Source organism: Pseudomonas sp. UMAB-40, assembly GCF_900095275.1.
In the GTDB taxonomy this organism is placed as follows: domain Bacteria; phylum Pseudomonadota; class Gammaproteobacteria; order Pseudomonadales; family Pseudomonadaceae; genus Aquipseudomonas; species Aquipseudomonas mandelii_B.
Genome location: NZ_LT607551.1, coordinates 97,057 through 111,341 on the forward strand (window position 1 = coordinate 97,057; position 14,285 = coordinate 111,341).

Below are 14,285 nucleotides of genomic sequence, written 5' to 3' on the forward strand. Positions count from 1 at the left end.
TGCGGTTAACTCCCGATCAGTTGGTGATGTACTTGGCGCTGACGTAAGGGGCGTAGTCCGGCAGCACAGCCTCGACCTTGCCTTGTTCCTTGAGGAAGGCGGCGGTGTCGGTGATGGCCTTGGTGGTCGGCGCGCCGAGGGTGATCACCTGGTCAGCCGCCAGCGGGAAGACGTTGCCTTGCAGCAGCAACGGAATGTCGCTGGCCTTGGCGCCGGAGAGTTTCACCAGTTTGTCGACGTTGCTTTGATTGGCCAGCCAGGCTTTCGGGTCTTTTCGGTAATCGGCGTAGGCGTCCAGGGTCACTTTGGCGAACGCCGTGACGATCTCCGGGTGCTTCTCTGCGAAGTCTTTACGCACAATCCAGGCATCGAAGGTCGGCGCGCCGAACTTGGCCAGTTCGCCGGAAGTGATCAGCACTTTGCCGTTTTCCTTGGCCACACCGAGGGCTGGATCCCACACGTAAGTGGCGTCGATGTCACCGCGTTTCCACGCGGCAATGATGGCTGGCGGAGCGAGGTTGAGCACGGTGACTTTCGACGGGTCGATGTTCCAGTGTTTCAGCGCGGCGAGCAGGCTGTAATGGCCGGTGGAAACGAACGGCACGGCGATTTTTTTGCCGATCAGGTCCTGCGGGGTTTTGATCCCGGAACCGTCGCGGGCGACCAGGGCTTCAGCGGCGCCGATCTGGGTGGCGATGAGGAAGGTTTCTACCGGGACTTTGCGGGTGATCGCCGCCGTCAGGGGGCTGGAACCGAGGTAGCCGATCTGCACGTCGCCGGAAGCGATGGCGGCGATGATGTCGGCGCCGTTGTCGAATTTGCGCCAGTCGATCTTGGCGTTGGTGGCTTTTTCGTAAGCGCCGTCGGCCTGGGCGACTTTCGCCGGGTCAACGGTGGTCTGGTAGGCGACGGTCACGTCAGCCGCCTGGGCAAAGAAACTCGCCGCAGCCAGAGACGCGGCCGCCAGGAGGCGAAGAGGGAAATTCAGTTTCATTGAGAAGCTCCTTGTCAGGCGACCGAGAGTCGGCGTGAAAGGAGACTAAATGATCTAAGAATTCGAAAATAAATAACTTTTTCGAATGAGCTTATGAGCGGAAAATTCTAAGCGAGCATAGTCGCGGATCGCTTTTGTGGCGAGGGAGCTTGCTCCCGCTGGAGGCCGAAGGACTGCCAATCCAGACAATCGCATTTTTGAAGGTTAAACATGGTTGTCTGATTTTGCGGCTGCTTCGCAGCCGAGCGGGAGCAAGCTCCCTCGCCACAATGATTTGCAGTGACTTGAGGGAGCATTGGCAGATTAGTTGCTGATCGACAGAATGCTCGCCTGATACGACCCGACAAACACATCGAAATCGCCGACTTCGTTCTGCTCCAGCTCCACTTGCTCAGCCAGCGAGGAGCGCGCGCGTTCTTCAAACTTCGCCTGATCTTCGCTATTCAACGGCTCACTACGGAAAAACTCCGCATGCACCTGGCTCTGACGCAGAGAGAACTGGGCAAAGCTCTCCTTGTGCTCGGCCATCGCCGCCAGCACTTGGGCCGATGGCGTCAGGGACGAGTCCTTGACCTTGGCCAGTTGCACATCCAATGCTTTGCTGTGGGCATCGCCGCCATGGCTTTGATCAAGCAGCGCTGCGAGCGGAGCTATTTTTTCCAACAATTCGGCAGCCCACTCCTTCAGGTCGACCGGTTGACCGTCACGCTGCAGTTGCAGGCCCGGACGACGACCTTCCTTGACCACGCTGAGGAAGTTCGAGGTCGCGTTGCCGCACGAAGTATTGGTCAGCAGTGGGCTGTCGTTCAGCGCGCAATACAGCAGGAATGCGTCGAGGAAGCGCGACTCTGGCAGGTCGATGCCCATCGGCAGGAACGGGTTGATGTCCAGGCAACGCACTTCGACGTACTGAATGCCACGGGCCACCAGCGCCTGGATCGGCCGTTCGCCGGTGTACGTCACGCGCTTCGGGCGGATGTTGGAGTAGTACTCGTTTTCGATCTGCAGGATGTTGGTGTTGAGCTGAACCCACTCACCGTCCTGATGCGTACCGATTTCGACATACGGCGCATACGGCGTGGCGACCGCTTTGCGCAGGCTGTCGGTGTAGCTGACCAGATCGTTGTAGCACGGCGTCAAGCCGGCCTGGGCGTTGCTCTGGTAACCCAGGTCACTCATGCGCAGGCTGGTGGCGTATGGCAGGTACAAGGTGTCCGGGTCCAGTTGTTCCAACTGGTGCGAACGACCGCGCAGGAAACCGGCGTCCAGCGCAGGGGAGGCGCCGAACAGGTACATGAGCAGCCAGCTGTAGCGGCGGAAGTTGCGGATCAGCGCGATGTAGGCCGACGACTGATAGTCGCGGTCGGTGCCGACAAAGCCTTCAGTCTCTCTGAGCAGTGGCCAGAGCTTTTCCGGCAGGGAAAAGTTGTAGTGAATCCCGGCGATGCACTGCATGGTCTTGCCGTACCGCAGGGCCAGGCCCTTGCGGTAGACGTACTTGAGCTGACCGATGTTGGACGTGCCGTAATAGGCGATCGGGATGTCTTCCTCGGCCGGCAACGGGCACGGCATCGATGGACTCCACAGAAACTCGTTGCCGAGCTTGCTGTAGGCAAAACGGTGGATCTTGTCCAGGCTCGCCAGCGTATCCGCCGGGTCGGGCAGGGCAGGCGTGATGAACTCCAGCAGCGACTCGGAATAGTCGGTGGTGATTTGTTCATTGGTCAGCGCGGAACCCAATTCTTCCGGGTGCGGCGTTTGCGCCAGGCGACCTTCGCCGGTCACGCGCAGGCATTCACGTTCGATGCCGTGAAGGCACTGTTCGAGCAGAGAGAGGTTAGCGCGCTCGCCGAGCAGAGCCAGGCGGCGGTTGAGAAGTTCGCTCAAGTTGGATTCCTTCACGCGTCAGTCGCCCCAATATGGGGGTGGGCAAGACGGTCTACAAGGGTGAAGTTAAAACTGGCGTTTTCGCCTGGTTTTTGAGCAGCTCAGACTAATGTCAGTCAGCCAAGTCGCCACAATCCCTGTGGGAGCGAGCTTGCTCGCGATGGCGGTGTATCAGACGACATAGATGTTGACTGACACGCCCTCATCGCGAGCAAGCTCGCTCCCACAGGTTTTCTAGCGCTGAAATTAACTCAAATCGATGACATCTAGCTACAGGACAGCGAACGTGCCTTGTGCTTTTGCGACGAGTTTGTCGCCTTGCATCACGTCGGCTTCGACCACCAGCGTGCGGCGGCCCGGGTGAATCACCCGCGCCGTGCACATCACTTCACCGTCGGAAACGGCGCGAATGTAGTTGATCTTGCACTCGATGGTCGCGCTCTGCTGGTCAAAGCCGTGGGTGCTGGAACAGGCCAGCCCCATGGCAATGTCCACCAGGCTGAACAAGGCCCCGCCATGCAGCTTGCCGCCGCGATTGCGCAGCTCTGGCGCAAGCTCCAGGGCGACTTGCGCCACCCCGGTTTCCAGACTGTGCAAGCGACACCCAAGCAGCTTGAAAAAAGCGCTTTCGGTCAGCCCGGCGGGGATCTCCATCAGCGTTTCTTCAACTGCTTGGCGTTGGCGAACAACGAAGCCATGGCGTTGTTGGCCGGGGCAGCCGCCGTGGTTTCTTTACGCGGTGCGTTGTTCTGGGACTGGCGTGGCGCCGACCCCGGACGTGCACCACGAGCACCGTCGATTTTCTCGCCCGGGGTGTCGCTCATGCGCATCGACAGACCCACGCGTTTACGCGGTATATCGATTTCCATGACCTTCACTTTCACCACGTCACCGGCCTTCACTGCTTCGCGCGGATCCTTGATGAACTTCTCCGAAAGCGCAGAGATGTGCACCAAACCATCCTGATGCACGCCGATATCGACGAAAGCGCCGAAGTTGGTCACGTTGGTGACAACGCCTTCGAGGATCATGCCCAGTTGCAGGTCCTTGAGGTCTTCGACGCCTTCCTGGAACTCGGCAGTTTTGAACTCCGGACGCGGGTCACGGCCCGGTTTTTCCAGCTCTTGCAGAATGTCGGTGACCGTTGGCAGACCGAAGGTTTCGTCGGTGTACTTCTTCGGGTCGAGACGCTTGAGGAAACTCGCGTCGCCAATCAACGAGCGAATATCGCGGTCGGTCTCAGCAGCAATGCGCTGCACCAGCGGATAGGCTTCCGGGTGAACCGCCGACGAATCCAGCGGGTTGTCGCCGTTCATGACGCGCAGGAAACCGGCGGCCTGTTCGAAGGTTTTCTCGCCCAAACGAGCGACTTTCTTCAGCGCTGCACGGGTTTTGAACGCGCCATGCTCGTCGCGGTGGCTGACGATGTTTTGCGCCAGGGTCGCGTTGAGACCGGAGATGCGGGCCAGCAGCGCCACGGAGGCGGTGTTCACGTCGACGCCCACGGCGTTCACGCAGTCCTCCACCACGGCATCCAGGCCACGCGCCAGTTTCAGCTGCGACACGTCGTGCTGGTACTGGCCGACGCCGATGGATTTCGGATCGATCTTCACCAGTTCGGCCAGCGGGTCCTGCAGGCGACGGGCAATCGACACGGCGCCACGGATCGACACGTCGAGGTCCGGGAATTCCTTGGAAGCCAGTTCCGACGCCGAGTAAACCGATGCACCGGCCTCGGAGACCATGACTTTGGTCATCTTCATGGCTGGGTATTTCTTGATCAGCTCAGCGGCGAGCTTGTCGGTTTCGCGGCTGGCGGTGCCGTTGCCGATGGCGATCAGGTCCACCGAGTGCTTGGCGCACAGGGCGGCAAGAATCGCGATGGTCTGGTCCCACTTGTTGTGCGGCACGTGCGGGTAAACCGTGGCGTGGTCCAGCAGCTTGCCGGTGGAATCGACCACGGCGACCTTGCAGCCGGTGCGCAGGCCCGGGTCGAGACCCAGGGTGGCGCGCGGGCCGGCCGGGGCCGACAGCAGCAAGTCGTGCAGGTTGTGCGCGAACACGTTGATCGCTTCAGTTTCTGCGCCATCGCGCAGTTCGCCGAGCAGGTCGGTTTCGAGGTGGGTATAGAGCTTGACCTTCCAGGTCCAGCGCACCACTTCGCCCAACCATTTATCGGCGGCGCGGTTCTGGTTCTGGATGCCGAATTGCTGGCCGATCATGCCTTCGCACGGGTGCATGGTGCCCGGCAGCTCGTCGCCGACTTTCAGCGCGGAGCTGAGAATGCCTTCGTTGCGGCCACGGAAAATCGCCAGTGCACGGTGCGACGGCATGCTTTTCAGCGGTTCGTCGTGTTCGAAGTAATCGCGGAACTTGGCGCCTTCCTCTTCCTTGCCGGCAATCACGCGGGCACTGAGGGTCGCTTCCTGCTTGAGGTAGCTGCGCAGTTTGTCCAGCAAACCGGCGTCTTCGGCGAAGCGTTCCATCAGGATGTACTTGGCACCTTCGAGGGCAGCCTTCACATCGGCGACGCCTTTTTCGGCGTTGATGAAGCGGGCGGCTTCGGCGTCCGGCGTCAGGGTCGGGTCGTTGAACAGGCCGTCGGCCAGCTCGCCGAGGCCGGCTTCCAGGGCGATCTGGCCCTTGGTGCGGCGCTTCTGCTTGTACGGCAAGTACAAGTCTTCGAGGCGGGTCTTGGTGTCGGCGAGTTTGATGTCGCGTTCGAGTTGCGGGGTCAGCTTGCCTTGCTCTTGAATGCTGGCAAGGATGCTGATGCGCCGTTCGTCGAGTTCTCGCAGGTAGCGCAGACGCTCTTCCAGATGACGCAACTGGATGTCATCGAGGCTGCCGGTCACTTCTTTCCGGTAACGGGCGATGAAGGGAACGGTAGAGCCTTCATCGAGTAGCGCGACGGCCGCTTCGACCTGTTGTGGGCGTACACCGAGTTCCTCGGCGATGCGGCTGTTGATGCTGTCCATAAAACCACCTGACAAATTGTGAAAGCAGGCTCGCAGGCGCAGGGATAAAGGCTCGGCGAGTCTGGTTGAGCGGCCTGGCGTGCGCCGCTACCTGGATCAACAGGTATCCCGTTGACCCGTGAAATCGAACAATGACTGCCGGCGCCATGAAAATAAAAAGCGGCCACTTGCAGCCATGATCAGACGTTGCCTGACACAAAAGGCCGCGCATTATAACCAGCGTTCTATCATTCAGGGGCATCGCAGGCATTAGCGCGAAGGCTGGATTTCTGGCAGTGAAGGAAAAATCTGCTAACAATGCACACGGTGCGTATAACGGCAGCTACGCCATAATGCGCGCCGAGATCAAAGGAGCATCTAATGAGCAGCACTGCAAACAATGCTGAAGGCGAAAAAATTCTTATTGTTGACGACGATCCAGGGCTGAGCAGCCTGCTGGAACGTTTTTTCGTCAGCAAGGGCTACCGCGCCCGCGCCGTGCCGAACACCGAACAAATGGATCGCCTGCTGGCGCGTGAAGTGTTCAACCTGGTCGTCCTCGACCTGATGCTGCCCGGCGAAGACGGTCTGACCGCCTGCCGCCGGCTGCGCACGGCGAACAATCAGATCCCGATCATCATGCTGACCGCCAAAGGCGATGAGCTGAGCCGCATCAAGGGCCTGGAACTGGGCGCCGACGATTACCTGGCCAAGCCCTTCAACCCGGATGAGCTGATGGCCCGTGTCAAAGCGGTCCTGCGCCGTCAGTCGACACCTGTGCCGGGCGCACCGGGCAGCGAAGACGAAAGCGTGACCTTCGGTGACTACGAGCTGTCCCTGGCCACCCGCGAACTCAAGCGCGGTGACGAAGTGCACATGCTGACCACCGGTGAATTCGCGGTGCTCAAGGCCTTGGTCATGAACGCTCGTCAGCCACTGACTCGCGACAAGCTGATGAACCTGGCCCGGGGCCGCGAATGGGATGCCCTGGAGCGTTCCATCGACGTGCAGATCTCCCGTCTGCGCCGGATGATCGAGCCTGATCCATCCAAACCGCGTTACATCCAGACGGTCTGGGGCGTGGGCTACGTGTTCGTACCGGATGGCGCCGCCACCAAGTGATCGGCGATTTGTAGGAGCGGGTCTTGCGGACAATTGTCCGCAGACTCGCGATCCGCAATATGCGAGCATCGCTCGCTCCTGCAAGTGTGTAGCGGTTATTCATGAAAACCCCCGTTTGGTTCCCCCAGAGTTTCTTCTCCCGCACCCTGTGGCTGGTGCTGATCGTCGTCCTGTTTTCCAAGGCACTGACCCTGGTTTATCTGTTGATGAACGAAGACGTACTGGTGGACCGCCAATACAGTCACGGCGTCGCCCTGACGCTGCGCGCTTATTGGGCCGCTGATGAAAAGAACCGTGAGAAAATCGCTGACGCCGCCACCCTGATCCGGGTCGTGGGCGCGGGTGTGCCGGAAGGCGAACAACATTGGCCTTACAGCGAGATCTATCAGCGGCAGATGCAGGCGGAGTTGGGTGCCGACACCGAAGTGCGATTACGCATGCACTCACCGCCGGCCCTGTGGGTTCGGGCACCTAGCCTGGGCGATGGCTGGCTGAAAGTGCCGCTGTATCCGCATCCGTTGCGCGGCCAGAAAATCTGGAACGTGCTCGGCTGGTTCCTCGCTATCGGTCTGCTGTCCACCGCCTCGGCGTGGATCTTCGTCAGCCAGCTCAATCAACCGTTAAAGCGTCTGGTCTATGCCGCACGGCAACTCGGCCAGGGGCGCAGTGTGCGCCTGCCGATCAGTGACACGCCGAGTGAGATGACCGAGGTGTATCGCGCCTTCAACCAGATGGCTGAAGACGTTGAGCAGGCCGGTCGCGAGCGCGAGCTGATGCTGGCCGGGGTGTCACACGACCTGCGTACACCGCTGACCCGTTTGCGCTTGTCCCTGGAATTGATGGGCGACCACAACGACCTCACCGACGCGATGGTGCGCGACATCGAAGACATGGACGCTATCCTCGACCAGTTCCTGGCGTTTATCCGCGATGGTCGTGACGAGTCTGTCGAAGAAGTGGACCTGAGTGACCTGGTTCGTGAAGTCGCTGCGCCTTACAACCAGAACGAAGAAAAAGTACGTCTGCGCCTGGAACCGATCCAGGCGTTTCCCCTGCGTCGGGTGTCGATGAAGCGGTTGCTGAACAATTTGATCGGCAACGCTTTGCACCATGCTGGCAGCGGGGTTGAGGTGGCGGCTTATGTCTCCGGCGATACCAGCGCCCCGTATGTGGTATTGAGCGTCATGGACCGTGGGGCGGGGATTGATCCGTCGGAGCTGGAGGCGATTTTCAACCCGTTCACCCGGGGTGATCGTGCCCGGGGCGGGAAGGGGACAGGGTTGGGACTGGCCATCGTGAAGCGGATCGCTTCGATGCATGGCGGGAATGTCGAGTTGCGCAACCGGTCGGGTGGCGGGCTTGAAGCGCGGGTGCGATTGCCGCTTGGGTTGATGCTGCCGCGGGATGCTGTTTAGAGGCTGGTTTTTTCAGTGGGGCTGATGGCCTCTTCGCGGGCTTGCCCGCGAAGGCGGCCTTCCAGCCGCCACATGCTTCAGGAGTCAGCCCTTGCCTTTGGTCCGGGTCATATTCGGCCCACCATTCTTCTCAAGATGCTCGATGATGATCCCCGCCACATTCTTCCCGGTGGTGGTCTCGATCCCTTCCAGCCCCGGCGACGAGTTCACTTCCATCACCAGCGGCCCGTGATTGGAACGCAGGATATCCACCCCCGCCACCGCCAGCCCCATGACCTTCGCTGCGCGCAACGCCGTCATGCGTTCTTCCGGGGTGATCTTGATCAGGCTGGCACTGCCACCGCGATGCAGGTTGGAGCGGAACTCCCCCGGCTTGGCCTGGCGCTTCATCGCCGCGATCACCTTGTCGCCCACCACGAAGCAGCGAATGTCCGCGCCCCCGGCTTCCTTGATGTATTCCTGAACCATGATGTTCTGCTTCAGGCCCATGAAGGCCTCAATCACCGACTCTGCCGCCGTCGCGGTTTCACACAACACCACACCGATGCCTTGCGTACCTTCCAGCACTTTGATCACCAGCGGTGCGCCGTTGACCATGTCGATCAGGTCGGGAATATCATCCGGTGAGTGCGCAAACCCGGTCACCGGCAAACCGATGCCGCGGCGCGAGAGCAATTGCAACGACCGCAGTTTGTCCCGCGAACGGGCGATGGCCACCGATTCATTGAGTGGGAAAACCCCCATCATTTCGAACTGACGCAACACCGCGCAGCCATAAAACGTCACAGACGCACCGATCCGCGGGATCACCGCGTCGAAACCCTCCAACGGCTTGCCGCGGTAATGGATCTGCGGCTTGTGGCTGGCAATGTTCATATAGGCGCGCAGGGTGTCGATCACCACCATTTCATGGCCGCGCTCGGTACCGGCTTCGACCAGACGACGAGTGGAATACAGACGCGGGTTCCGCGACAGCACAGCGATCTTCATGCAACACCTGTGGAAGAGGTAGATACCGGGAACACCGGCTTGTCTTGTACATATTTGATGCCCGGATTGACCACCAGCTGGCCGTCGATCAGGGCTTTGGAGCCGAGGAGCAGGCGATAACGCATGGACTTGCGGCAGGCAAGGGTGAATTCGACCCGCCATACCCGATCACCCAGAGCCAGTGTGGTGCTGACCACATAGCGCATCTGCGCGTGACCGTTGGAGCTCTTGATGGTTTTGCGCGTCACCAGTGGCGCCTCGCAGCGTCGATGGCGCAACTGCACCACCGTGCCCAGGTGTGCGGTGAAGCGCACCCAGCTTTCACCGTCGCGCTCGAACGGCTCGATGTCGGTGGCATGCAGGCTTGAGGTGCTGGCGCCGGTGTCGATTTTTGCGCGCAGGCCCGCGACTCCCAGGTCCGGGAGCGCCACCCACTCGCGCAGACCGATAACGGTCAAATGGTCAAATGTCTTCAATAGGAAAAAAACCGGCGATTAACGCGTCCAGGCCTCAGGTGTTACCTGGGCCAACGCTTTGAATGCAGGCTTGGCGAACCAGTAACCCTGCATCAGAAATATTCCACAGTCCGCCAGGAAATCCCGTTCTCCAGCGCTTTCGATGCCTTCGGCAATGACTGTAACGTTCAACTCCGCACACATTGTGACAACCGCTCGAACGATAGCCTGACGAACACGGTCACGATCGACATCGCGGATCAGTGCCATGTCGAGTTTGATCAGGTCCGGTTGGAAATCAGCCAGCAGATTGAGCCCCGAGTAGCCCGCGCCGAAATCGTCGATGGCGGTCTTGAAGCCGAATTCGCGGTATTCACGCAGAATATTAGTCAAATGGCGATAGTTATCTACGTGCTCGCTTTCCAGCGTTTCGAAAATCAGCCGGTTGATGGGGAAGTTGTGTTTTTTCGCGGCCTCCAGAGTGGTGCGGATGCACAGCTCCGGGCGGTACACGGCGTTGGGCATGAAGTTGATGGACAAGTGTGTCTGCATGTTTAGATTGGCCGCCCCTTCAATGGCGCGGGTCCGGCAGAGCTGGTCGAAGCGGTAGCGATTCTCCTCGTTGACCTGGTCGAGCACCGACAGCGCGCCTTCCCCGGCACTGCCGCGTACCAATGCTTCATGAGCAAAAATCGACCGGTCGCGCAGATCGACGATCGGTTGGTAGGCAAAAGAAAAATCGAAGCCCAGCGGCTCGCTTTGCTGACAGCCCTGGCAGCCGCCCAGCGGCGAGGTCAATGCAGACGGAAATATAGTCACTCGATCACTCCATGCCGATACGCCGGCCAAGTTCACAGTCTATCTGGACGGCCGAGTTCTTGCGCCCGACAGAAACGGTAGTACAGTTCCGACTATGGGCTGAAAGAGGAATTCAAGTGGCACAAAAAAACGAAGAGGACGACAAGGTCCGTCTCGATAAGTGGTTGTGGGCCGCGCGTTTTTATAAAACACGTGCCTTGGCCAAGGCAGCGATTGAAAGCGGCAAGGTGCATTGCCGGGGGGAGCGCTGCAAGCCGGGCAAGGAGCCGAGGGTGGGGGACGAGTTTCAGATTCGTGTGGGGTTCGAGGAGCGCACGGTAGTGGTTCAGGCGCTTTCGATTGTGCGCCGTGGCGCGCCAGAGGCTCAGACGCTGTACGCGGAAACCGATGCCAGCATCGCCAAACGCGAAGCGGCTGCGGCCATGCGCAAGGCTGGCGCGTTGGGCGTGAGCACCGACGGCAAGCCGAGCAAGAAACAGCGGCGGGATTTGTTCAAGTTTCGGGGGAGCAGTAACGACGATTGAGGTAGACGCTTCTGTGTCGTCTGGGCTGAAGTCTTCGCGGGCACGCCACGCTCCCACAGGTATAGCGCAGACCTTTGTGGGAGTGGGCCTGCTTGCGATCGAGTGCGCAGCACTCGCCGGCAGCACCACAAAATCAAGCGCTAAGCACCACACTCATCCGCGAAACTCCCCACATCGAACGGGCGCAGACTTGCAATCGCCCAGATGCGTAGCCATATCGGGTAACTGCCCAGCGGCGCATTCAGCAGATGAATTAACCACTCGTCGAAAATCAAACACAGCATCTGACCCGTAGGCCATAACCAGAAGGCCAGCAGTGCCATAGGCACGAATTGCCAGCCGGCGCAGGTCCACCTTGCTTGGAACAAACCCGGATTGTTCATAAAATGCCTCCCATGGCTGAACATCGCGCACCAAAACGGTGCTGCAAAGGCGCAATTTCCACGATTTGTAACCATTTTGTCATTACTTCAGAACCCAGACCTATGACCGATCTAACGGATACCGACTACACCCAACGCTTCATCTTTGATGACAGCGACACCCGCGGCGAGCTGGTTTCGTTGGAACGGAGTTACGCCGAAGTCCTCGCCAAACACCCGTATCCGGAGCCCGTCGCGCAGCTGCTCGGCGAGCTGATGGCGGCTGCGTCGTTGCTGGTCGGTACCTTGAAGTTCGATGGCTTGCTGATTCTTCAGGCCCGTTCCGACGGTCCGATTCCGCTGCTGATGATCGAATGCTCCAGCGAACGTGAAATCCGTGGCCTGGCCCGTTATGAAGCCGACCGGATTGCCCCCGACGCGACACTCGCCGACCTGATGCCCAACGGCGTTCTGGCACTGACCATCGACCCGACTCAAGGTCAGCGTTACCAAGGCATTGTTGATCTGGATGGCGAAACCCTGTCGGAGTGCTTCACTAATTACTTCGTCATGTCGCAACAGATCGGCACCCGTTTCTGGTTGTACGCCGATGGCCGTCGCGCCCGAGGCCTGTTGTTGCAACAACTGCCTGCCGACCGCTTGAAAGACCAGGAAGAGCGCGACGCCAGCTGGCAGCACATCACCGCGCTGGGCGGGACCCTGACCGCTGACGAATTGCTGAGCCTGGACAACGAAACCGTGCTTCATCGCCTCTACCACGAAGAGCAGGTGCGCCTGTTCGATGTGCAGAGATTGCGTTTCCGTTGCAGCTGCTCGCGAGAACGTTCGGCCAATGCTCTGGTCAGTTTGGGTATGGAAGATGCGCAGGCGCTGGTCATCGAGCACGGCGGCAGCATCGAGATCGATTGCCAGTTCTGCAATCAGCGCTACCTGTTTGACGCGGCCGATATCACCCAATTGTTCGCTGGTGCGGGTGTCGAGACGCCGTCAGATACCCGTCACTAAAACGGTTCAGCGCAGGTAAATTCACTGCTTAGCGCCGGAATAACGCCGTTACGACGGGAGGGCCCTACTATTTTTGGGCGTTTCTGGCATAATCCGGCCCACTTTTTGTCGCGGTAGTAGTGCACGACTTTCTACTACAAAACGTTTGGAGCACACTCGGCCACTGGCCGACGGGGAATCTCATGACGCAAGCCAATAACGCCGTGTACACCGATCTGAGTGTTGATGATCTGGTAAAAGAAGCTCTGAATCGCGGTGAAGGCGAGCTTGCCGACACTGGCGCACTGGTTGTTCGCACCGGTCACCGTACCGGCCGTTCGCCAGTCGACCGTTTCATCGTTGAAGAGCCGTCCACTCAGGCCGCCATTGCCTGGGGCCCGATCAACCGCAAGTTCCCGGCCGACAAGTTCGATGCCCTGTGGGACCGCGTCGAGGCCTTCAACAACGCGCAAGAACATTTCGTTTCCCACGTTCACGTAGGTGCGTCGGAAGATCACTACCTGCCCGTGAAAATGACCACGCAGACTGCCTGGCAGAACCTGTTCGGTCGTTGCCTGTTCATCAACCCGGCCCAGTACAACCCGGCGGGTCGTGATGAGTGGCAGGTGCTCAACGTCGCCAACTTCGAATGCGTTCCAGAGCGTGACGGCACCAACTCCGATGGTTGCGTGATCCTCAACTTCGCCCAGAAGAAAGTGCTGATCGCCGGCATGCGTTACGCCGGTGAAATGAAGAAAGCGATGTTCTCGGTGCAGAACTTCCTGCTGCCGGCCGCCGACGTGCTGCCAATGCACTGCGCTGCCAACATCGGTGAAGCGGGCGACGTAACCCTGTTCTTCGGCCTGTCGGGCACTGGTAAAACCACCCTGTCCGCCGACGAGAGCCGTTACCTGATCGGTGACGACGAACACGGCTGGGGCGAAGGCGTTGTCTTCAACATCGAAGGCGGCTGCTACGCCAAGTGCATCGACTTGTCCGAGAATAACGAGCCGGTCATCTGGAAAGCCATCAAGCACGGCGCAGTCCTGGAAAACGTCGTCATCGATGACGCCAAGCACGCCGACTACGCCGACGTCAGCCTGACCCAGAACAGCCGCGCCGCTTACCCGCTGGAGCACGTTGCCAAGCGTTCCGAGAAGAACCTCGGTGGCGAGCCAAACGCTGTGATCTTCCTGACCTGCGACCTGACCGGCGTACTGCCGCCAGTCTCCATCCTCAGCGAAGAACAAGCGGCCTACCACTTCCTGTCCGGCTACACCGCACTGGTGGGCTCGACCGAAATGGGTTCCGGCAGCGGCATCAAGTCGACGTTCTCCACCTGCTTCGGCGCACCGTTCTTCCCGCGCCCGGCCGGCGAATACGCAGAACTGCTGATCAAGCGCATCCGCGGCTTCGGCTCCAAGGTCTACCTGGTCAACACCGGCTGGACCGGCGGCGGCTACGGCGTAGGCAAGCGCTTCAACATCCCGACCACCCGTGGCGTGATTGCAGCGATCCAGAGCGGCGCGTTGATCGGTGCTGAAACCGAGCACCTCGACACCATCAACCTGGACGTGCCGTTGGCAGTGCCGGGCGTTGAGACTGGCCTGTTGAACCCACGTAATACCTGGGCTGACAAGGCTGCTTATGATGAAGCTGCCAAGGCTCTGGCCGGGTTGTTTGTTGAGAACTTCAAGAAGTTTGAAGTGAGCGACGCGATCAAGGCTGCGGGTCCTAAGCTGTAAGGCTTGGATT

At 59.8% G+C, this 14,285-nt stretch carries 12 protein-coding genes and 1 pseudogene; 5 read left to right on the forward strand and 8 right to left on the reverse strand.

Annotation, left to right across the window (positions count from 1 at the left end):
• Positions 1-16 precede the first annotated feature (16 nt).
• The 4 genes from tauA to K0F88_RS00490 all read right to left on the reverse strand — a co-directional run bounded on the left by tauA (position 17) and on the right by K0F88_RS00490 (position 5,859).
• Positions 17-994: a taurine ABC transporter substrate-binding protein gene (tauA, locus tag K0F88_RS00475; protein WP_219093226.1), complete on the reverse strand. Its 978-nt coding sequence runs from the start codon at positions 992-994 to the stop codon at positions 17-19.
• A gap of 303 nt (positions 995-1,297) precedes the next feature.
• Positions 1,298-2,881, reverse strand: a complete 1,584-nt coding sequence (gene gshA, locus K0F88_RS00480; RefSeq protein WP_219093228.1) for a glutamate--cysteine ligase — start codon at positions 2,879-2,881, stop codon at positions 1,298-1,300.
• Positions 2,882-3,151: 270 nt separating this feature from the next.
• The gene (locus K0F88_RS00485) at positions 3,152-3,535 is read right to left on the reverse strand and encodes a PaaI family thioesterase (RefSeq protein ID WP_094469662.1); all 384 of its coding nucleotides are present in this window, start codon (positions 3,533-3,535) and stop codon (positions 3,152-3,154) included.
• Positions 3,535-5,859 (reverse strand): Tex family protein, encoded by a 2,325-nt coding sequence (locus K0F88_RS00490; RefSeq protein WP_219093230.1) that lies wholly within the window; start codon positions 5,857-5,859, stop codon positions 3,535-3,537. The genes K0F88_RS00485 and K0F88_RS00490 overlap by 1 nt, the downstream gene beginning before the upstream one ends.
• A gap of 360 nt (positions 5,860-6,219) precedes the next feature.
• On the opposite strand from K0F88_RS00490, the gene ompR reads away from it, so the two are divergent.
• Complete coding sequence (gene ompR, locus K0F88_RS00495; protein WP_010464774.1) at positions 6,220-6,960, forward strand: two-component system response regulator OmpR; 741 nt, start codon at positions 6,220-6,222, stop codon at positions 6,958-6,960.
• 101 nt (positions 6,961-7,061) lie between these two features.
• Positions 7,062-8,375, forward strand: coding sequence for an ATP-binding protein (locus K0F88_RS00500; protein WP_219093232.1), 1,314 nt, complete (start codon positions 7,062-7,064; stop codon positions 8,373-8,375).
• 84 nt (positions 8,376-8,459) lie between these two features.
• Here K0F88_RS00500 and rimK read toward each other — a convergent pair whose 3' ends face one another.
• The 3 genes from rimK to K0F88_RS00515 all read right to left on the reverse strand — a co-directional run bounded on the left by rimK (position 8,460) and on the right by K0F88_RS00515 (position 10,639).
• Complete coding sequence (gene rimK, locus K0F88_RS00505) at positions 8,460-9,365, reverse strand: 30S ribosomal protein S6--L-glutamate ligase (protein WP_007949201.1); 906 nt, start codon at positions 9,363-9,365, stop codon at positions 8,460-8,462.
• A complete protein-coding gene (locus K0F88_RS00510; RefSeq protein WP_229801818.1) occupies positions 9,362-9,781 on the reverse strand; it encodes an ATP-dependent zinc protease in 420 nt (139 codons plus the stop codon). The genes rimK and K0F88_RS00510 overlap by 4 nt, the downstream gene beginning before the upstream one ends.
• 78 nt (positions 9,782-9,859) lie before the next feature.
• Positions 9,860-10,639, reverse strand: a complete 780-nt coding sequence (locus tag K0F88_RS00515; protein WP_219093850.1) for an EAL domain-containing protein — start codon at positions 10,637-10,639, stop codon at positions 9,860-9,862.
• A 116-nt stretch (positions 10,640-10,755) separates the two neighbouring features.
• Between K0F88_RS00515 and K0F88_RS00520 the strand changes: the two genes are divergently transcribed.
• On the forward strand, positions 10,756-11,163 hold the full coding sequence (locus K0F88_RS00520) for an RNA-binding S4 domain-containing protein (RefSeq protein ID WP_094469655.1): 408 nt from the start codon (positions 10,756-10,758) through the stop codon (positions 11,161-11,163).
• 170 nt (positions 11,164-11,333) lie between these two features.
• Here the strand turns inward: K0F88_RS00520 and K0F88_RS00525 are convergent.
• A pseudogene (locus K0F88_RS00525) lies at positions 11,334-11,546 on the reverse strand (phosphoesterase); the annotation flags it as partial.
• A 102-nt stretch (positions 11,547-11,648) separates the two neighbouring features.
• Here K0F88_RS00525 and hslO point away from each other — a divergent pair.
• Entirely contained in the window at positions 11,649-12,551 is a 903-nt protein-coding gene (hslO, locus tag K0F88_RS00530; RefSeq protein WP_219093234.1) for an Hsp33 family molecular chaperone HslO, read from the forward strand.
• Between the two features lie 182 nt (positions 12,552-12,733).
• A complete protein-coding gene (locus K0F88_RS00535; RefSeq protein WP_219093236.1) occupies positions 12,734-14,275 on the forward strand; it encodes a phosphoenolpyruvate carboxykinase in 1,542 nt (513 codons plus the stop codon).
• The last annotated feature ends 10 nt before the right edge of the window (positions 14,276-14,285 follow it).